Genomic DNA, 18,751 nt, shown 5'->3' on the forward strand with positions numbered 1-18,751 from the left:
TTTCCGGCGACTCGGGCTTCTAGCCTGAGCATGTGCCAGAACATCTGACCGTCACCCGCCGGGTCCTCGTCGTCGAGGACGAGCCGGTCATCAACCAGGCCGTCTCGGACCGGCTCGAGGCGGAGGGATACGACGTCGTCCGAGCGTGGGACGGCCCCGGGGCGGTCTCCTGCTTCGAGGAGACCTCGCCCGATCTGGTCGTCCTCGACGTGATGCTGCCCGGCTACGACGGCCTCGAGGTGTGCCGCCGGATCCAGGCCGTACGCCCCGTGCCGGTGCTGATGCTGACCGCGCGTGCCGACGAGGCCGACGTGCTGGTCGGGCTCGGCGTCGGGGCCGACGACTACCTGACCAAGCCGTTCCGGGCCCGCGAGCTGGTGGCCCGGGTCAACGCGCTCCTGCGGCGGGTGGAGCGGGCCGCCGAGCTGGCCGGGTCGCCGCGGCGTACGGCTGAGATCGGGGGGCTCCGGATGGATCCGGCCGCCCGCCGGGTGTGGGTCGACGGCTCTGAGGTCCGGCTGACGCCGACCGAGTTCGACCTGCTCGTCTGCCTGGCCGCCGACCCGGGCGCCGTGGTCACCCGCGAGCGGCTGCTCGCCGAGGTCTGGGGCTGGAACGACGCCTCCGGAACCCGCACGGTCGACAGCCACGTGAAGGGGCTGCGCGCCAAGATCGGGTCCGAGCGGGTCCGGACCGTGCACGGGGTCGGCTACGCCCTGGAGGCCGGCGAATGACTCCGCTGGAACGGGTCTCCTCGATCAAGGTCAAGCTCGGGCTCCTGGTCGCCGCGAGCGCGCTGGTGGCGGCGGTCGTCGCCTCCGTCGGGCGGATCACCGGGGTCTCCCCGTGGATCTCGATCCCGGTCACGATCGGGATCGCGCTCGCGGTCACCCAGCTGCTGGCGGCCGGGATGACGTCCCCGCTGCGGCAGATGACCGTCGCGGCCAGGCGGATGGCCCGGGGCGACTACTCGGTCTCCGTGCCCGCCGTCGGCGCCGACGAGGTCGGTCAGCTGGGACGTGCGTTCAACACGATGGCCAGCGATCTCGGCGCCGTCGACCGCCAGCGTCGCGACCTGGTCGCCAACGTCTCCCACGAGCTGCGTACGCCGCTGGCGGCTCTCACGGTCGTGCTGGAGAACCTCGTGGACGGCGTCGGATCCGACCCCGCCGCGCTGCAGACCGCGCTCGGCCAGGCCGAGCGGCTGAGCCGGCTGGTCGAGGACCTGCTCGACCTGGCGCGCGTCGACGCCGGCAAGGCGCCGCTGAGCACCGCCTCGGTCGAGCTCGGCCCGCTGCTGGAGGCCTGCGTCGCGGAGACGCGGGCCAACGGGCGGCCGGTCACGTACGAGATCGACGTACCGGCCGACCTGGTCGTCGACGCCGACCCCGATCGCCTCAGCCAGCTCGTCGTCAACCTGCTCGACAACGCCTCCCGGCACAGTCCCCGCGGCGGCGTGGTCACCGTGCGCGCCGGGATCGACGGCGAGCGCTACCACCTCGAGGTCCTCGACTCCGGTCCCGGCATCCCCGTCGCCGACCGCGGACGCGTCTTCGAGCCCTTCGGCACGCTCAGCTCCTCCGGCGAGGGCGGCGGGACCGGGCTCGGGCTCGCCATCGCCCGCTGGGTCACCGACCTGCACGGCGGCTCCATCGCCTTCCTCGATCCGCTCCCCGGCGCCGCCGGCGCCCGGGTGCGCGTCGACCTTCCGCTGCGCCCACCCGTACGTCCGGGCCCCCATCAGCTCAGTCCCAGTCATCTCACCCCCACTCATGAGGAGAGCCAGATGCCCACCACTCCCCCGGCGGCCGAGCCCGCCGAACCGGCCCAGCCGGTCGACAACCCCGACACGGACCCTCAGGCCACCTATGCCACCCCGTCGGTCCTCGACGACATCTTCGGCACCTACTGGCCCGATTCAGGTGTCGCGGGCAGGTTCGGGCTCTTCATCGGTGCCGTGGTCGCCGGCCTGCTCGGCGGCCTGCTGATCCCCGACCGCAACGCCGGGCTCGGGACGGTCATCGTGCTGCTGGCCGCCGGCGGGGTCGTGATGATGGCGAGCGATAAGCGTCGCAGCTGGTTCCCGATCGTCTGCTACGTCCTGTTCGCGCTGCTCTCCTCGGTCGCGGTCTTCCGCGACGCCGAGTGGCTCGTCGTGCTGTGCCTGCTCACGGCGATCGCGGTGATCCTGTGTGCCTCCACCCAGGCGAAGACGCTGCTCGGGATCGTGCTGACCGGGATCTCCTGGCCGCTGGCCGGGCTGCGCGGGATCCCGTGGCTGGGCCGCACGCTGACCAGCGTCTCCGGCAGGGGTCACGGGGCGGCGGTCGCCCGCACCACGGTGCTCTCGCTGCTCGGTCTGGTGATATTCGGGCTCCTGTTCACCACCGCCGACGCGGTTCTGGGCAGCTGGGTCGATCAGTTCGTGCCGGACGTACGTCCTGACACCTTCGCGGCTCGGATCTTCATGACCGTCTTCGTCTTCGGGGTCGTGATGGGCGCTGCGTACCTGGCCGTGAACCCGCCCCGGATCGACCGCAGCGAGCGTACGTCCCAGCCCGTCGCCAACCGCTACGAGTGGCTGGCTCCGGTCGGTGTCGTGGTCGCCGTCTTCGCCGCGTTCCTGATCGCGCAGGCGACCGCTGTCTTCGGCGGCGAGGACTACCTGCGCGAGACGACGGGGCTGACGTACGCCGAGTACGTCCACCAAGGGTTCGGCCAGCTCACCGTCGCGACCGCACTGACCCTGCTGGTGATCTGGGCGGCGGCGCGCAAGGCGCCGGTGGAGACCGTCGCCGACCGGCTGTGGCTGCGGATCGCGCTCGGGCTCCTAGCCGCGGAGGCTCTGGTCGTCGTCGGGTCGGCGCTGTACCGGATGCACCTCTACCAGGAGGCGTACGGCTTCACCCAGCTCCGCCTGCTCGTCGATGTCTTCGAGGCCTGGCTGGGCGTGCTGGTGATCGCCGGGCTGGTCGCCGCGGTGACCGGCACCGCGATCGCCGGCGGGCTCTGGCTCGGCCGGTTCGCGCTGGTCAGCGGCGCTGTCGCGCTGCTCGGGATCGCCGCGATCAACCCGGACGCGTGGATCGCCGAGCACAACGTCTCGCGCTATGAGGAGACCGGGAAGATCGACACCGACTTCCTCGCCGAGCTCAGCGACGACGCTGTGCCCGCCCTGAAGAAGCTCCCCGAGGACCTGCGCAGCTGTGTGCTCGGGCCCAGCGATCGCGAGGGCGACTGGCTGGAGTGGAACCTCGGCCGGGAGCGGGCCGACGGCCTGACCACGATCTACCCCGGGACGGTCGATGCGACGGTGGTGTGCCCCAGCGAGTCTCGATACGTAGACTGATTTCATGAGCCAGAAGCCTGAGATCGACTTCGTCGACCCCACCCCTCCGACCGACCTCGTCATCAAGGACATCACCATCGGTGACGGCGAGGAGGCCACCGAGCGCGACCGCGTATCGGTCCACTACGTCGGCGTTGCGCTGTCCACCGGTGAGGAGTTCGACGCGTCCTACAACCGCGGCGAGCCGCTCGACTTCCGCGTCGGCATCGGCCAGGTCATCCAGGGCTGGGACCAGGGCATCCTCGGCATGAAGGTCGGCGGCCGCCGCCAGCTCGTCATCCCGCCCCACCTGGGCTACGGCGACCGCGGCGCCGGCGGCGCGATCAAGCCCGGCGAGACCCTGATCTTCGTCTGCGACCTGGTCAAGGTCGAGAAGTAAGCAGTTCGTACGCAGCGAGGCGGCGACCCTCAGGGGTCACCGCCTCGCTCCTATTTCTCGCTTCAGTTTCCGCCAGGCCTACCAGGGGACGTCGAAGTCGGCCTCGTCTGAGACCCGGGCCGCCTGGCCGGCGTACTCGACGACGTCGCCGACGCGGAGCTGGCGACCGCGGCGGAGCTCGATCTCACCGTTGACCTTCACCTCGCCGGCGGTGATCGCCGGGCGGGCCTCGGAGCCGGCCTCGACCAGGTTGGCCAGCTTCAGGAACTGACCGAGGCGGATGACCTCGTCGGAGATGGGTACGTCGAAGGGTTCACTCACACCGCTCATCCTCCCCCGCGCCGAGGCGTCAGGTAAATCGATCGAGGCGTCACCCGCGTCGGCCGAGGCGTCAGCTACGTCGGCCGAGTCGGCACGCGGTGACGTCTCGGCCGACGTACGTGACGTCTCGGCGGGTCATTCCACCAGGACGGCGACGGTGTGGATGATCACGCCGACGAGACCACCGACGATGGTGCCGTTGATGCGGATGAACTGCAGGTCGCGGCCGACGAAGAGCTCGATGCGGCGGGCGGCCTGCTTGCCGTCCCAGCGCTGGATGGTGTGGGTGATGACGGTGGTCGCCTCGCGGCCGTAGCGCTTGACGACGTAGACGGCCACGTCGGAGGCGAGCGCGTCGTAGCGGCGCTGGAGGGCCTCGTCGAGGACGACCTTCTGGGCGTAGCGGACGACCTCGTCCAGGGCGCGGCGGCGGACGACGCCGTCGGGGTCGCGCAGGGACGTGGTCAGCGCACGCCGCAGCGCGTCCCAGATCGAGATGGCGGTGTTGATCACGCCGGGGTGGTCGAGCACCCGCTCCTTGAGCCGCTCGGCGCGCTCCATGGTCGCCTCGTCGTGCTGCAGGTTGTCGGCGAGGTCGGCGAGCATCGTGTCGATCGCCTTGCGGGCGCGGTGCTCGGGGTCGTCGCGGATGTCGGCGATCCAGCGGACCAGCTCGACGTGGATGCGGGCGGTCACGGGCTCGCGCAGCACCTGGGGCGTCCACCACGGCGCCCGCTCGCCGAGCACCTCGGTGACGATCTCCTCGTTCTCCTCGAGCCAGCCGTGCAACTCGACCAGCGCCAGGTCGACCAGACCGTGGTGGACACCGTCGTCCAGCGCCGCCTGCAGGGTGCCGCCGAGGAGCGGCGCGATCTGCTCCTCGCGCAGGCGAGGTACGAACCCGTCCTGGATGATCTCGACGATGTGCCGGTTGTTGATCCGGGAGAGCCCGTCGGCGACCACGGTGGAGACCTCGTCGACGACCCGCTTGGCGTTGGGCTCCTCGGCGAGCCAGAGCGCGAGCCGCAGCGACGGCATCGCTACGCCGAGCCGCTCGCGAATCGTCTCCTCCTGCAGGAAGTTGTCCTGGACGAACTCCTCCAGGCTGGCGCCGAGCTCGTCCTTCCGCTTCGGGATCAGCGCGGTGTGCGGCACCGGCAGCCCGAGCGGGTGGCGGAACAGCGCGGTCACCGCGAACCAGTCGGCCATCGCACCGACCATGGACGCCTCGGCGCCCGCGTTCACGAATCCCCAGAACCCGTCCAGCCGAAGGGTCAGCAGATAGACGATGGCGGCCACGACCAGGAGCCCGGTGGCGACGATGCGCATGCGGCGCAGTGCCTGGCGGCGTACGACATCGGCCTCGGTCTCGACCATCAGGCCGCCGATGCCGGCGCCCCCAGGAGAACTCATGGGCTCAATTGTGCCGGGTCGTCCCACGCGAGGCGATCTGCAACACCAGGACCAGCATTTCTATAGGTTACTCACGGGTCGGCCCACAGCTGGGTTACAAAGCACCCAAGGGCGTCACCGATCCCTTCCCCTGCTCGTTGGAGTGGGCGAGAGTGCCTCGGGGGAGGCACACGTCCCACCGAGGAGATACATGTCGTCGCACAACGCGGACGGTGTGGGGTCGCATCTGTTCGACTCGTCGAGGAGCGCTATGTCGTTGACCACCGCCGCCAAGGTGGAGGTTCTGAGCGTCCTCGTCCGCGCCGGCCGGGAGGCCCGCGCCCCACTCACCCCGCACGACTGCAACACCGTGGTCGAGACCAGTGCCCATCTCGCCGAGATCGCGCCGACCCTCTCCGAGGGCACGCCCGGCGAGCGGGCCCGCGCGACCCGCTCCGCGATGGAGCTGTTCCTCTCGGTCGACTGCCCTCAGCTCGCGCCCGAGCTCCGCGAGGAGCTCGCCAGGGCGGTCGAGCACGTCGTCGTACGTCATCCGGCGACCGCCGCCTAGCGCAACAGGGTTTCAACCACCTCATCGTCTGAAGCAAAAATGCCGTCGCGACCCCATGGGTCGCGGCGGCGTGCTTGTATGTGAGTCGGGAGGTAGTTGCATGACGATCGTCAGAGCCGCAATCAGCCAGACCACCTGGACCGGGGACAAGGTCTCCATGCTGGACAAGCACGAGGGCTTCGCGCGGGACGCCGCCGCCCAGGGCGCCCAGGTGATGTGCTTCCAGGAGCTCTTCTACGGGCCCTACTTCGGGATCACCCAGGACAAGAAGTACTACCGCTACGCCGAGCCTGCCGACGGGCCGATCGTGCAGCGCTTCGCGAGCCTGGCCAAGGAGCTGGGCATAGTGATGGTGCTGCCGATCTACGAAGAGGCCGACACCGGGATCTACTACAACACCGCCGTGCTGGTCGACGCCGACGGCACGATCCTCGGCAAGTACCGGAAGAACCATCTGCCGCACGTGGAGAAGTTCTGGGAGAAGTTCTACTTCCGCCCCGGCAACCTGGGCTACCCGGTCTTCGAGTCCGCGGTCGGCAAGGTGGGGATGTACATCTGCTACGACCGCCACTTCCCCGAGGGCTGGCGCGAGCTCGGGCTCAACGGTGCCCACATGGTCTTCAACCCCAACGCCACCAAACCCGGGCTCTCCAACCGGCTCTGGGAGATCGAGCAGCCCGCCGCCGCGGTCGCCAACGGCTACTTCGTGCTCGCGCCCAACCGGGTCGGCCTGGAGGACAACGAGTACGGCGAGGAGGCGGTCAACTTCTACGGGATGTCGCAGATCGTCGACCCCCGCGGCAACTACGTCGGCGAGCTCGGCTCGGGCGAGAAGGAGGAGCTGCTCGTACGCGACCTGGACATGAGCATGGTCCAGGAGATGCGCGACGACTGGCAGTTCTACCGCGACCGGCGACCCGATTCGTACACCGCCATCCCCCGACCCTGAGGAGGCCCGCATGACCACCACGCTCATCACGGGCGGCACGGTCGTCTCCGCGACCGGGCGCACCCAGGCAGACGTGCTCGTCGACGGCGAGCGGATCGTCGCGCTCATCTCCCCCGGGAGCACTCCGCTGGGGACGATCACGGCCGACGTCACCATCGACGCGAGCGGGAAGTACGTCATCCCTGGCGGCGTCGACGCCCACACCCACATGCAGCTGCCGTTCGGTGGCACCAACGCCAGCGACACCTTCGAGACCGGCACCCGGGCCGCGGCCTGGGGCGGCACCACGACGATCATCGACTTCGCGGTGCAGCGCTACGGCGAACGCGTACAGGACGGGTTGGCGCACTGGCACGAGCTGGCCGCCGGCAACTGCGCGATCGACTACGGGTTCCACCAGATCATCGGCGGGGTCGACGACGATGCGCTCAAGGCGATGGACTCGCTCGTGGACGAGGGGATCACCTCCTACAAGCTGTTCATGGCCTACCCGGGCGTCTTCTACTCCGACGACGCGCAGGTCCTGCGGGCGATGCAGAAGGCCACCGACCACGGGCTGCTGACCATGATGCACGCCGAGAACGGGCCGGCCATCGACGTGCTCGCCGCGCAGCTGGCCGAGTCCGGCAAGACGTCTCCCTACTACCACGGCATCGCACGTGCCTGGCAGATGGAGGAGGAGGCCACCCACCGGGCGATCATGCTCGCCGACGTGACCGGGGCTCCGCTCTATGTGGTGCACGTCAGTGCCAAGCAGGCGGTCGCGCAGCTGGCCACGGCCCGCGACCACGGGAAGAACGTGTTCGGCGAGACCTGCCCGCAGTATCTCTATCTCTCCCTCGAGGACCAGCTCGGCGCGAGGTCGGAGGAGTGGGGCGACTTCGAGGGCGCCAAGTGGGTCTGCTCGACGCCGCTGCGCTCGCGTGAGGAGGGCCACCAGGACGCGATGTGGCAGGCGCTGCGCACCAACGACTTGCAGATGGTCTCCACCGACCACTGCCCCTTCTGCATGAAGGAGCAGAAGGAACTCGGCAAGGACGACTTCCGGGCCATCCCCAACGGGATCGGGTCGATCGAGCACCGCGTCGACCTGCTCTACCAGGGCGTGGTGACCGGGCAGATCACGCTCGAGCGGTGGGTGGAGCTGATCGCGACCACACCGGCGCGGATGTTCGGGCTCTACGGCCGCAAGGGCGTGATCGCGCCGGGAGCCGACGCCGACATCGTCGTCTACGACCCGAACGGACACACCTCCATCGGGGTCGGCAAGACCCATCACATGAACATGGACCACTCCGCCTGGGAGGGCTACGAGATCGACGGACACGTCGACGTGGTGCTCTCGCGGGGCTCCGTGGTCGTCGCCGACGGCGAGTTCAAGGGCACCAAGGGCCACGGCAGCTACCTCAAGCGCGACCTCTCCCAGTACCTGGTGTGACGTCATGGACTTCGGTGTCGTCCTCCAGACCAACCCGCCCGCCTGGCGGGTCGTCTCCCTGGCGAAGCAGGCCGAGGCGTACGGCTTCGACTACGTCTGGACGTTCGACAGCCACCTGCTGTGGATGGAGCCGTACGTCATCTACAGCCAGATCCTCGCCGAGACCCGCACCATCAAGGTCGGCCCGTTCGTGACCAACCCGGCGACCCGCGACTGGACGGTGACCGCGTCGGTCTTAGCGACCCTGAACGAGATGTACGGCAACCGCACCGTGTGCGGGATGGGACGCGGCGACTCGGCGGTGCGGGTGCTCAACGGGAAGCCGTCGACGATCAAGGAGATGCGCGAGGCCACTCGGGTGATCCGCGAGCTCGCCAACCGGCGCCCGGTCGAGATCAACGGCACCACGCTGCAGTTCCCGTGGGCCAAGCGCTCCGAGCTGGAGGTGTGGATCGCCGCCTACGGCCCGCTCGCGCTGAAGGCGGCCGGGGAGGTCGGCGACGGGTTCATCCTGCAGCTGGCCGACCCCGACATCACCGAGTGGATGATCGGGGCGGTCAAGAAGGCGGCCACCGACGCCGGCCGCGACCCCGAGTCGCTGACCTTCTGCGTGGCCGCTCCTGCGTACGTCACCGACGGGTCGCCCGAGGCCTTAAATCATGCCCGCGAGCAGTGCCGGTGGTTCGGCGGGATGGTGGGCAACCACGTCGCCGACATCGTCTCCAAGTACGGCAGCGGTGCCGTCCCGCAGGCGCTCACCGACTACATCAAGAACCGCGAGGGCTACGACTACAACGAGCACGGGCGGGCCGGGAACACCCACACCCAGTTCGTGCCCGACGAGATCGTCGACCGGTTCTGTCTCCTCGGCCCGGTCGAGGAACAGGTCGCCAGGCTCGAGCAGCTCAAGAGCCTCGGCGTCGACCAGTTCGCCGTCTACCTGCAGCACGACGCGATGGACCAGACCCTGGCGGCGTACGGCGATCTGGTCATCCCCCGGGTCAACCGGCCGGTGACCACGAAGGCATGAGCGCGCGATTTCGTTGATTGTGGCGTGAGAATGTAACGAAAACGTAGCCGTCGTCCTGATATACCTTCGTAATCAGTATCCCGGATCGGCGGCGACCCAGCTGCTCCCGGCGTAGAGTGAGAGACGACCTGAGCCAGGTCGAGCGGCGAGCTTGCTCGTCCGCTCGCGCCGAGCGAGGGAGTAAGCGCGCGAAGCGCGCAAGCCAGATCCATGTCCATCCACGCACCCCAGGGGACCGCCTTGACCAGCGCCAGCGACGCCCGTGCCTACGACCTCGACCGAGCCCACGTCTTCCACTCCTGGTCCGCCCAGGGGTCGCTGAAACCGCTCGTCATCGCCGGCGGGCAGGGCTCGCGGGTGTGGGACGACTCCGGGCACACGTACCTGGACTTCTCCTCCCAGCTGGTCAACACCAACATCGGCCACCAGCACCCCCGGGTGGTGGAGGCGATCAAGAAGCAGGCCGAGACGCTGACCACGATCGCCCCGACCACGGCCAACCTGACCCGCGGCGAGGCCGCCGAGCGGATCACCGACATCGCGCCGGTCGGCTTCAACAAGGTCTTCTTCACCAACGCCGGCGCCGACGCGGTCGAGAACGCGATCCGGATGGCCCGCATCCACACCGGCCGCGACAAGGTGCTCTCGACCTACCGCTCCTACCACGGCAACACCGGGGCGGCGATCGTCGCGACGGGCGACTGGCGGCGGATCCCGAACGAGTACGCCCGTGGCCACGTCCACTTCTTCGGCCCCTACCTCTACCGCTCGGAGTTCTGGGCGACCACGCCGGCGCAGGAGGCCGAGCGCGCGCTGCGCCACCTGCGCCGGGTCATCGAGTCCGAGGGACCCGCCTCGATCGCGGCGATCCTCCTCGAGACCATCCCCGGCACCGCCGGGATCATGATCCCGCCGCCGGGCTACCTCCCCGGGGTCAGGGCGCTGGCCGACGAGTTCGGGATCATGCTCATCCTCGATGAGGTCATGGCCGGCTTCGGCCGCACCGGCGAGTGGCTCGCCCTGGACGCCTACGACGTCGTTCCCGACCTGATCACCTTCGCCAAGGGGGTCAACTCCGGCTACGTACCCGCCGGCGGGGTGATCATCTCCGACCCGGTCGCGGCGACCTTCGACGACCAGGTCTTCCCCGGCGGGCTCACCTACTCCGGCCACCCGCTGGCGATGGCGTCGATCGTGGCGACCATCGAGGCGATGAACGAGGAGGGCATCGTCGACAACGCCGCGACGATCGGCACCGACCACATCGCCCCCGGCCTCGCCTCGCTGGCCGAGAAGCACGACGTGATCGGCGAGGTACGCGGCACCGGGGTCTTCTGGGCCCTCGAGCTCGTCGCCGATCGCGAGACGCGGGAGCCGCTGCCCGCGGCGACGATGGGCCGGATCAAGTCCGACCTGATCGCCCGCAACTTGATCCCGTTCACCATGGAAAACCGCATCCACGTGGTACCCCCGTGCATCGTCACCCCCGACGAGGTCGCCGAGGCGATCTCGATCTACGACGACGTGCTCGGCTCGCTGTAACAGCTCTCTAAAGGACGCATGACATGACCGATCTCCCCATCCTCGACCACTGGATCGGCGGGGCCACCAACCCCGGCACCGGCACCCGTCTCGGCGACGTCTACAACCCCGCGCTCGGCACCGTCCAGAAGCGCGTACGCTTCGCCTCGGCCGCCGACGTCGACACCGCCGTCTCGGCGGCAAAGAAGGCGTTCGAAGAGTGGAGCGAGACCTCGCTCACCCGGCGTACGGCCGTGCTCTTCAAGTTCCGCGAGCTGCTCAACGCCCGCAAGGGCGAGCTCGCCGAGATCCTGACCGCCGAGCACGGCAAGGTGCTCTCCGACGCCGCCGGCGAGATCGCCCGCGGGCTCGAGGTCGTCGAGTTCGCCTGCGGGCTCTCCCACCTGCTCAAGGGCACGGTCTCCGAGCAGGTCTCTTCCGGCGTGGACGTGACCACGCTCAAGCAGCCGCTGGGCGTGGTCGGCATCATCAGCCCGTTCAACTTCCCCGCCATGGTGCCGATGTGGTTCTTCCCGATCGCGATCGCGGCCGGCAACGCGGTCGTGATCAAGCCCTCGGAGAAGGACCCGACCGCCTCCAGCTGGATCGGCGAGCTGTGGGCCGAGGCAGGGCTGCCCGACGGCGTCTACAACGTCGTGCACGGCGACAAGGAGGCGGTCGACGCGCTCCTCGACAACCCCGACGTCGCCTCGATCTCCTTCGTCGGCTCCACCCCGATCGCCCGCTACGTCTACGAGCGCGGCACCGCCGCCGGCAAGCGGGTCCAGGCGCTCGGCGGCGCCAAGAACCACATGCTGGTGCTGCCCGACGCCGACCTCGACCTGGTCGCCGACTCGGCTGTCAACGCGGGCTTCGGGTCGGCCGGTGAGCGCTGCATGGCGATCTCGGTGGTGCTCGCGGTCGACTCGGTGGCCGACAGCCTGATCTCGAAGATCACCTCGCGGATGGCCACGCTCAAGACCGGCGACGGCACCCGGGACACCGACATGGGGCCGCTGATCACCGGCGCTCACCGGGACAAGGTGGCGAGCTACGTCGACGTGGCCGCGGCCGACGGGGCCAAGGTCGTCGTCGACGGCCGTGGGATCGAGGTTGACGGTGACCCCAACGGCTTCTGGGTCGGGCCGACGCTGGTGGACCGGGTGCCGACCACGTCGACCGTCTACACCGAGGAGATCTTCGGCCCGGTGCTCTCGGTCATCCGCGTCTCCGGCTACGAGGAGGGCCTCGAGCTGATCAACTCGGGCCAGTTCGGCAACGGCACCGCGATCTTCACCAACGACGGCGGCGCCGCCCGCCGATTCCAGCGTGAGGTGCAGGTCGGGATGGTCGGCGTGAACGTGCCGATCCCGGTGCCCGTCGCCTACCACTCCTTCGGTGGCTGGAAGGCGTCGCTGTTCGGGAACGCGAAGGCGTACGGCCCCGCGGGGCTGGACTTCTTCACCCGGGAGAAGGCGGTCACCACCCGCTGGCTGGACCCGTCGCACGGCGGGATCAACCTGGGGTTCCCCCAGAACTCCTAGTGACCCACTAGTAGTCGTAGTCGTCGTCGGGGCCGGCTGCGTCGAGCTTCTGCTCGGCGTAGTCGGCCTCGTCGACGTCGTCCGGCGCCGAGGTCACCGTCTCCTCGGCGTCCAGAGGCGCCTCGTCGTCGACCGCCTCCTTCACGACATCGGTCGCCTGCTCCTCGAGGTCTGCCTCTGCTGCGTTCTCGCTCATCTACCCTCGCTCAGATCGATCCGTGTACTGGGCCTCCAGTAGACCACCGCCACCCGGGTGCCGCCACGGATCGCCGCAGCTCAGCGCCGGCGTGGCGCCCCCAGGGCAAGACGGAGATCCTGCTTCAGGGTCGTATATGCCTCCTTGGGCTGCCGATTCACATCCCAGAGCAGCGCGTAGCCCTCCCCTTCGAACCAGCCAGGTACCCAGGAGTGGGTGTCGTCGATGCCCCAGACCGTGAACGATGTGCAGGCGCGTACGGCGAGGCAGGCCTGGAGCATCTGGGAGAACTCGTAGGGGTGGGCGAAGAGCGCCAGGTTGTCCGTGGGCACCTGGGTCTCTGCGGAGTCGACGAAGGTGCGTACGTCGGCCTCGGTGACGGCGACCTCGAGACCGAGGTCGGCATAGCGCTGCAGGTCGGCGCGGAAGCGCTCGCCGGAGAAGCCGTACTGGGTGTCGAGGTGGCCCTGGTTGCCGACACCGTGGATGGGTACGCCCTGGGCGACCAGGCTCTTGACGAAGGCGTAGACCGCGTCGGCCTTGGCGTTGTGGCCGTCCTCGCCGGCGATGTTGTAGTCGTTGTAGAACAGCCGCGCCTTCGGGTCGGCCTGATGGGCCCAGCGGAAGGCGTCGGCGACCACCCCGGGTCCGAGCCGGGAGACCCAGAAGTTGTTCGGGTTGAGCCGCGACGGGTTGGTGTCGGTGAAGAACTCGTTGGCGACGTCCCACTGGTAGACCTTGCCGCGGAAGTGGGCGACCTCGTCTGTGATGTGCTTCTTGAGGATCCCGCGGAGCTCGTCGTTGCTGATCGTGCCGTTGTTGACGCCCTCCGTCAGCCAGGCGGGATTCTGGTTGTGCCAGAGCAGGGTGTGGCCGCGCACCTTCTGACCGTGGGCGCGGGCGAACTCGACGACCTCGTCGGCGCCAGACCAGTCGTAGGTGCCGCGAGTCGGCTCGACGGTCTCCCACTTCATCTCGTTCTCGGGCGTGATGCTGGAGAACTCGTCCGCGGCGATGCCGGCGAGCTCCTCGTCCGCGAGCACCTCGGGGTTCGCGGCGACACCGAGGTGCAGGCCGATCTGGGACGCGTAGGAGCGGAGCGAGTCGGACGGGGGCCGGAAGCCACGTGGCTCGGCCTGGGCCATGGATGACGCGGTCGCGGTGACGGTCGCCGCCGCGGCCACGGTCACGACGATGTGACGAAGTTTCACGGTGCCTCCAGGTGCACTAAGTGTGATCGGCATCACAGACGGGGATCAGGATGGCGAGGGCCGCGAGTTTTGTCAATCGTTGTCGATAACGTTTTCCGAAGATGCCGCCGAAGCTGGATCCCGGCTACGATCCGGTCCATGCCCACCGAGACCCCTGCCCGCGAAGCTCCCGGATCGACGTGGGCCCGCAGCTACGACTACACCGCGCGCGAGCTGGTGCGACCACGTTCCGTGGATGACGTACGCGACCTCTTGCGGCGCGAGCCGCGGCTGCGCGCACTGGGATCCCGGCACTCCTTCACCGATCTCGCGGACACACCGGGGGTGCTGGTCTCGCTCGACGGCTTGGAGTCTTCGCCGAGCCTGGCCGGGGACGTGGTCCGGGTGCCTGGCGGGATGCGCTACGGCGAGCTCGCCGCCTGGTTGCAGGAGCACGGCCGGGCGCTGCCCAACCTGGCCTCGCTCCCCCATATCTCGGTCGCCGGCGCGGTCGCGACCGGCACTCATGGCTCCGGCGTCGGCAACGGCTCGCTGGCCACCTCCGTGACCGCCCTGGAGATCGTCGAAGGCCGCGGCGACCTGGTGCGTCTGGAGGCCGGCTCGCCCGACTTCGCGGGGGCCGTGGTCGGCATCGGTGCGCTGGGGATCGTGACCCATCTCGAGCTGCTGACCTCGCCGACGTACCAGGTCGCCCAGAGGGTCCACGAAGGGCTCACCTACGCTGACCTGCGAGAACACCTCACCGAGATCCTCGGTGCGGCCTACTCGGTGTCGATCTTCACGCGCTGGTCCGACGAGCCCGACGGGTCGGTCGCGCGGGTCTGGGTGAAGTCGCGCTCGGGGACGCCGGAGCTCCCCGGGACGGTGCTCGCCACCGGGCCACGGCACGTCGTCCCCGGCCTCGACCCGGCCCCGTGCACCGAGCAGCTCGGCGTCCCCGGACCGTGGCACGAGCGGCTGCCCCACTTCCGGCTCGACTTCCAGCCGAGCGTCGGCGCGGAGCTGCAGAGCGAGTATCTGGTGCCGCTCGATCGCGCGCAGGAGGCGGTCGAGGCGGTCCGCTCACTCGCCGACCGGGTCCGGCCGCTCCTGCAGGTGAGCGAGATCCGCGCCGTCGCCGCCGACGAGCTGTGGCTCTCCCCCGCCTACGGCACCGACACGCTGGCGCTGCACTTCACCTGGAAGGCCGACCCCGTCGGCGTACGCGAGCTCCTGCCCGACCTGGAGCAGCGGCTTCCGGCGGGCACCCGGCCGCACTGGGGCAAGCTGTTCGCCACCAAGGACCCCGGTGCTGCGTTCCCGCGCTGGGACGACTTCAGGGACCTCGTACGCCGCTTCGACCCGGACCGGCGGTTCTGGAACGGGTGGCTGGAGCGGGTGCTCGGCTGACGCGGCTGGGGTAGTCCGGGAGCGAACTGCCTATTACTGGCGAGTAAATGGGCAGTTCGCTCCCGGACTACCCCGACGCTCAGTCCTCGACGAACTGGCGGTGGTTGCGGATCACCTCGGCGATGATCACGTTGAGGATCTTCTCGGCGAACTCGGGGTCGAGGCCGGCGTCGTCGGAGAGCCGACGGAGCCGCTCGATCTGGACCGCCTCGCGGCTCGGATCGGCCGGCGGGAAGCCCGCGCGCGCCTTCAGCCGGCCAACCTGCTCGGTGCACTTGAAGCGCTCGGCGAGAAGGTGGACAAGGGCGGCGTCGAGGTTGTCGATGCTGCCGCGCAGGCGCAGGAGCTCGTCGTGGGCGTCTTCGGTCACAGCGCTATCAAACCTGATGCGAGCCCCGGAGCACCGACGAGTCTTACTCGCCGGACTCCTTCGAGGACTGCTCTGCGAGCGCCTTGTCGATGTCGAGCTCGACGACGGCGTCGATGACCTGCTTGAGCGCGGGCGCGGGGAGCGCACCGGGCTGCGAGAAGACGAGGTTGCCCTTCTTGAAGGCCATCAGCGTCGGGATCGAGGTGATGTTGGCGGCACCGGCGAGCGCCTGCTCCGCCTCGGTGTCGACCTTCCCGAAGACGATCTCGGGGTGCTCCTGGGAGGCGGCGTCGTAGATCGGGCCGAACTGGCGGCACGGGCCGCACCAGGACGCCCAGAAGTCGACGAGGACGATCTCGTTGTCGGTGACGGTGCTCTCGAAGTTCTCTGCGCCGAGCTCGACGGTGGGCATGGGGCTCTCGCTTCCGGTCTGGGGTGGGTGCGCGCCGGATCGGCGGGCACGTACGTCTCAACGCACGTGCGTCACTGAGGATTCCCCGTGCGGATTCCTCGTGGGATCAGGGAAGGCGCTTGCTCTTCGGCCCGATCTGCCGCTCGATGCGGCTGCGTGGCTGCCCGGTCAGCTTGGCGACGATCGGAACCCGGAACACGTATCCACCGACAGCCGCTGCGATGACCAGCAAGATAATCCAGAACATGTGATCCAGCGTACGCCGGACCACCCAGGCCCCACCTCAGGATTCTCCCTGAGGTGGGGCCCGGATGAGTCCTGGGTCGGTGTCAGGCGGCGCGCCGGCCGCGGCGGCCGGACTCGCGCTTGCGCAGAGCGTCGGTCAGCAGCGAGACCAAGGCCTCGAGCTGTACGTCGGCGGAGTCGGTGACCTCTTCGTCGGAGCCGTCCAGGGCGCGGGCCGCGAGGCCGGCCTTGGAGTCGATCAGCTCGGCGATCCGGGTGTCGATGGTCTGCGAGGCGATGATGCGCCAGGCGGTGACCGGCTCGGTCTGGCCGATGCGGTGGACACGGTCGATCGCCTGCGTCTGCTCGGCGTCGGTCCAGGAGAGCTCGGCCAGGATCAGGTTGGAGGCGGCCTGCAAGTTGACGCCGACACCGGCAGCGGTGAGCGAGCAGACGATGATCTTGACCTCGGGGTCGTTCATGAACTCGTCGATGGCCTTCTCACGTGCCTTCGAGGTCTGGTCGCCGCGGATCGTGGAGTAGCGGATGCCGCGCTCCTCGAAGAGCTTCTGCGCGGTGTCCATCACCTCGATGTGCTTGGCGAAGAAGACGACCTTGCCGACGTTGCGCGCCAGCTGAGCGGCGTAGTCGGCGGCCAGCGAGGCCTTCGCGCGACCGATGCGGCGCATCATCCCGAAGACGTTCTCGCCGGTGGAGGCGTCCTGGTCCTCGCGCTCCCAGGTGGCGACGCGGCGGATCAGCTCGAGGTCGAGCTCGCCGGCGGCCGGCTTGGCGCCGGTCACCCGGGTCTCGATCGCGGTGTCGTAGCGCTGCATCATCCGCTTGGCCAGCTCGGCCTCTGCGGCCCGGATCGAGCGGCCCTCGGCGTCGTCGAGCTCGACCGGCAGGTCGGCCACGCGGCGCGCCGGGATGTCGCTGGCGACGTCGATCTTGCGGCGGCGCACGATGCCCTGGTTGACGACGACGCGGCGGGCCGCGCCGTAGAAGCTGTTGTCCTGCGGGGTCAGGCCGGTCTCCTCGAGCCCCTCGAGCAGGCCGTTGAGCGGCTTGACGTCGTCGATCCAGCCGAGGAACTGCCAGATCGCCCGGAAGTCCTCGATGTCGTTGATCAGCGGGGTGCCGGTCAGCGCCATCAGCAAGGGGTTGGCCGTACGCTGCCGGATCTTCTCCGAGAGAGCCAGCACGTGCTGGGAGCGCTGGGAGGACTTGTTCTTGATGAAGTGGGCCTCGTCGACGACCATGCCCTTGAAGCCGAACTCGCCGAGCCAGCCGACGTGGCGGTCGAGGATCTCGTAGTTGACCACGATGATGTCGGCGAAGCCATCGATGTCCTCGCCGTTGCCGTGGACGACGGTCGCCTTCTTGGACGGCGTCCAGAGGTCGACCTCGCGGGCCCAGTTGGCCTTGACGACGTTGGGCACGACCACGAGCAGCGGGTAGGCGTCGGCCGCCTCGGCGGCGAGCAGGGCCTGGGCGGTCTTGCCGAGGCCGGGCTCGTCGGCCAGCAGGTAGGAGCGGTGGCCCTCGGCCGCCGAGGCGACCAGCTGCGCCTGGTGGTGCATGAGCTCGCGGGTGCCCGGCGCGTCGATGTGACCGGGGCCGTAGGCGGGCGGCTCGGGCAGCGGCATGCAGGAGGGGCCGGAGTCGGCGTACTCGAAGCTTCGGAACAGCGGCCCGAGGAGCTCCCAGCCGGACAGACGGCGGGCGTGCACCGGCGGGCGGGCGTTGGTGAAGTCGGGCACCAGGAACGGGTTGGAGAGCTGGCGCTGGATGACGCTGGTCGGGACCACGCGCTTGTCGGGGACCACGACGGCAGGCGTCTCGTCCTCGTCCTCCTCCTCGTCCTCCGGCACGTCGACGCCACCACGGGCCATCAGCTCGTGCTTGAGGTCGACGGCGGCCTCGGAGATCTCGGCGTCCTCGGCGAGGAGCTCGAACAGGCGCGAGTCCATGGTCGCGGTCTTGGCGAGGATCGTGGCGATCCCGTCCAGACGCTTGAGCTGCTCGGCGCGGCGACCCTCGTTGAGGGTCTCGTCCTCGAGCACGCGGTGGCGCTCGTCTCGGGCGAGGAGCGCGACGACCTGGAACTTGGTCCGTACGTCGGGCATGGCCGAGCGGCGCTGAACGGCCGACTCCACCTCGCGGACGACCTGCGCGAGCACCGGAATGATGCCCTCGTTGTCCTTGTGGACGCCCTTGCGGCGACCGTTCTGCCCGGACTTGCCGGCGTTGCCGTTGCTACGTGAACGGCCGGACCGGTTGTTGCGCCGGGTAGCGGCTCCCTGAGCCAACTGAATCCTCCTTGGGGCCACGCACGGGTGAGTGGCATGTCCAAATGCCGACCCTCATCGGCCGGTCGCCCTCCCAGGGCTCACGCAGATCGATGGCAGACGACTGACGACCGCGGCCAAACAGCGGATACGCGCGATCGGC

At 69.2% G+C, this 18,751-nt stretch carries 18 protein-coding genes; 10 read left to right on the forward strand and 8 right to left on the reverse strand.

Translation table 11 applies throughout. The annotated features are described in order from the left end of the window. The first annotated feature begins 32 nt into the window (after window positions 1–32). From ABT304_RS17960 to ABT304_RS17970, 3 genes are read left to right on the forward strand one after another with little or no spacing between them, the layout of a single operon-like run. Window positions 33–734 (forward strand): response regulator, encoded by a 702-nt coding sequence (locus ABT304_RS17960; protein ID WP_350717180.1) that lies wholly within the window; start codon window positions 33–35, stop codon window positions 732–734. Next, window positions 731–3,349: a DUF4153 domain-containing protein gene (locus tag ABT304_RS17965; protein ID WP_350717182.1), complete on the forward strand. Its 2,619-nt coding sequence runs from the start codon at window positions 731–733 to the stop codon at window positions 3,347–3,349. The genes ABT304_RS17960 and ABT304_RS17965 overlap by 4 nt, the downstream gene beginning before the upstream one ends. 4 nt (window positions 3,350–3,353) lie before the next feature. Beyond that, entirely contained in the window at window positions 3,354–3,728 is a 375-nt protein-coding gene (locus ABT304_RS17970; protein ID WP_141795436.1) for an FKBP-type peptidyl-prolyl cis-trans isomerase, read from the forward strand. A 78-nt stretch (window positions 3,729–3,806) separates the two neighbouring features. On the opposite strand, the gene ABT304_RS17975 is transcribed toward ABT304_RS17970, so the two are convergent. Together ABT304_RS17975 and ABT304_RS17980 are read right to left on the reverse strand one after the other, a co-directional pair. Continuing rightward, window positions 3,807–4,049, reverse strand: coding sequence for an RNA-binding S4 domain-containing protein (locus tag ABT304_RS17975; RefSeq protein WP_350717184.1), 243 nt, complete (start codon window positions 4,047–4,049; stop codon window positions 3,807–3,809). A 135-nt stretch (window positions 4,050–4,184) separates the two neighbouring features. Beyond that, window positions 4,185–5,462 carry a DUF445 domain-containing protein gene (locus ABT304_RS17980; RefSeq protein ID WP_350717186.1) on the reverse strand — a complete coding sequence of 426 codons (1,278 nt, stop codon included), beginning with the start codon at window positions 5,460–5,462 and terminating at the stop codon, window positions 4,185–4,187. Between the two features lie 250 nt (window positions 5,463–5,712). On the opposite strand from ABT304_RS17980, the gene ABT304_RS17985 reads away from it, so the two are divergent. The 6 genes from ABT304_RS17985 to ABT304_RS18010 all read left to right on the forward strand — a co-directional run bounded on the left by ABT304_RS17985 (window position 5,713) and on the right by ABT304_RS18010 (window position 12,494). Beyond that, window positions 5,713–6,012 carry a hypothetical protein gene (locus ABT304_RS17985; protein WP_141803049.1) on the forward strand — a complete coding sequence of 100 codons (300 nt, stop codon included), beginning with the start codon at window positions 5,713–5,715 and terminating at the stop codon, window positions 6,010–6,012. Window positions 6,013–6,112: 100 nt separating this feature from the next. After that, window positions 6,113–6,961, forward strand: a complete 849-nt coding sequence (locus ABT304_RS17990; protein WP_350717188.1) for a nitrilase-related carbon-nitrogen hydrolase — start codon at window positions 6,113–6,115, stop codon at window positions 6,959–6,961. Window positions 6,962–6,971: 10 nt separating this feature from the next. Further along, window positions 6,972–8,399, forward strand: a complete 1,428-nt coding sequence (gene hydA, locus ABT304_RS17995) for a dihydropyrimidinase (RefSeq protein ID WP_350717190.1) — start codon at window positions 6,972–6,974, stop codon at window positions 8,397–8,399. Between the two features lie 4 nt (window positions 8,400–8,403). After that, window positions 8,404–9,429 (forward strand): TIGR03842 family LLM class F420-dependent oxidoreductase, encoded by a 1,026-nt coding sequence (locus ABT304_RS18000; RefSeq protein ID WP_350717192.1) that lies wholly within the window; start codon window positions 8,404–8,406, stop codon window positions 9,427–9,429. 240 nt (window positions 9,430–9,669) lie between these two features. Beyond that, window positions 9,670–10,971: an aspartate aminotransferase family protein gene (locus ABT304_RS18005; RefSeq protein WP_350717194.1), complete on the forward strand. Its 1,302-nt coding sequence runs from the start codon at window positions 9,670–9,672 to the stop codon at window positions 10,969–10,971. A 23-nt stretch (window positions 10,972–10,994) separates the two neighbouring features. Continuing rightward, window positions 10,995–12,494, forward strand: coding sequence for a CoA-acylating methylmalonate-semialdehyde dehydrogenase (locus ABT304_RS18010; RefSeq protein WP_350717196.1), 1,500 nt, complete (start codon window positions 10,995–10,997; stop codon window positions 12,492–12,494). A gap of 7 nt (window positions 12,495–12,501) precedes the next feature. Here the strand turns inward: ABT304_RS18010 and ABT304_RS18015 are convergent, their stop codons facing one another. Next, a complete protein-coding gene (locus tag ABT304_RS18015) occupies window positions 12,502–12,690 on the reverse strand; it encodes a hypothetical protein (protein WP_350717198.1) in 189 nt (62 codons plus the stop codon). Between the two features lie 80 nt (window positions 12,691–12,770). Then, on the reverse strand, window positions 12,771–13,901 hold the full coding sequence (locus ABT304_RS18020; protein WP_350717199.1) for an endo-1,4-beta-xylanase: 1,131 nt from the start codon (window positions 13,899–13,901) through the stop codon (window positions 12,771–12,773). A 138-nt stretch (window positions 13,902–14,039) separates the two neighbouring features. Here ABT304_RS18020 and ABT304_RS18025 point away from each other — a divergent pair, with 138 nt between their 5' ends. Beyond that, entirely contained in the window at window positions 14,040–15,290 is a 1,251-nt protein-coding gene (locus ABT304_RS18025; RefSeq protein ID WP_350717201.1) for an FAD-binding protein, read from the forward strand. A 79-nt stretch (window positions 15,291–15,369) separates the two neighbouring features. Here the strand turns inward: ABT304_RS18025 and ABT304_RS18030 are convergent, their stop codons facing one another. The 4 genes from ABT304_RS18030 to ABT304_RS18045 form a co-directional block, all read right to left on the reverse strand. Continuing rightward, the gene (locus ABT304_RS18030; RefSeq protein ID WP_201451241.1) at window positions 15,370–15,660 is read right to left on the reverse strand and encodes a chorismate mutase; all 291 of its coding nucleotides are present in this window, start codon (window positions 15,658–15,660) and stop codon (window positions 15,370–15,372) included. A 43-nt stretch (window positions 15,661–15,703) separates the two neighbouring features. Beyond that, window positions 15,704–16,072, reverse strand: coding sequence for a thioredoxin (trxA, locus tag ABT304_RS18035; protein WP_160027609.1), 369 nt, complete (start codon window positions 16,070–16,072; stop codon window positions 15,704–15,706). 106 nt (window positions 16,073–16,178) lie between these two features. Continuing rightward, window positions 16,179–16,319, reverse strand: coding sequence for a hypothetical protein (locus ABT304_RS18040; protein WP_183543801.1), 141 nt, complete (start codon window positions 16,317–16,319; stop codon window positions 16,179–16,181). Window positions 16,320–16,401: 82 nt separating this feature from the next. Next, window positions 16,402–18,609: a DEAD/DEAH box helicase gene (locus tag ABT304_RS18045; protein ID WP_350717203.1), complete on the reverse strand. Its 2,208-nt coding sequence runs from the start codon at window positions 18,607–18,609 to the stop codon at window positions 16,402–16,404. Window positions 18,610–18,751: the final 142 nt, after the last annotated feature.

The sequence above is a fragment of the Nocardioides sp. NPDC000445 genome (assembly GCF_040300245.1).
GTDB lineage: Bacteria > Actinomycetota > Actinomycetes > Propionibacteriales > Nocardioidaceae > Nocardioides.

Coding starts and splice junctions, on each gene's coding strand:
- ABT304_RS17965 (WP_350717182.1), top strand. CDS start 731: ATGACTCCGCTGGAACGGGTCTCCTCGATCAAGGTCAAGCTCGGGCTC.
- ABT304_RS17970 (WP_141795436.1), top strand. CDS start 3,354: ATGAGCCAGAAGCCTGAGATCGACTTCGTCGACCCCACCCCTCCGACC.
- ABT304_RS17980 (WP_350717186.1), bottom strand. CDS start 5,462: ATGAGTTCTCCTGGGGGCGCCGGCATCGGCGGCCTGATGGTCGAGACC.
- ABT304_RS17985 (WP_141803049.1), top strand. CDS start 5,713: ATGTCGTTGACCACCGCCGCCAAGGTGGAGGTTCTGAGCGTCCTCGTC.
- ABT304_RS17990 (WP_350717188.1), top strand. CDS start 6,113: ATGACGATCGTCAGAGCCGCAATCAGCCAGACCACCTGGACCGGGGAC.
- hydA (WP_350717190.1), top strand. CDS start 6,972: ATGACCACCACGCTCATCACGGGCGGCACGGTCGTCTCCGCGACCGGG.
- ABT304_RS18000 (WP_350717192.1), top strand. CDS start 8,404: ATGGACTTCGGTGTCGTCCTCCAGACCAACCCGCCCGCCTGGCGGGTC.
- ABT304_RS18010 (WP_350717196.1), top strand. CDS start 10,995: ATGACCGATCTCCCCATCCTCGACCACTGGATCGGCGGGGCCACCAAC.
- ABT304_RS18015 (WP_350717198.1), bottom strand. CDS start 12,690: ATGAGCGAGAACGCAGCAGAGGCAGACCTCGAGGAGCAGGCGACCGAT.
- ABT304_RS18025 (WP_350717201.1), top strand. CDS start 14,040: ATGCCCACCGAGACCCCTGCCCGCGAAGCTCCCGGATCGACGTGGGCC.
- trxA (WP_160027609.1), bottom strand. CDS start 16,072: ATGCCCACCGTCGAGCTCGGCGCAGAGAACTTCGAGAGCACCGTCACC.
- ABT304_RS18040 (WP_183543801.1), bottom strand. CDS start 16,319: ATGTTCTGGATTATCTTGCTGGTCATCGCAGCGGCTGTCGGTGGATAC.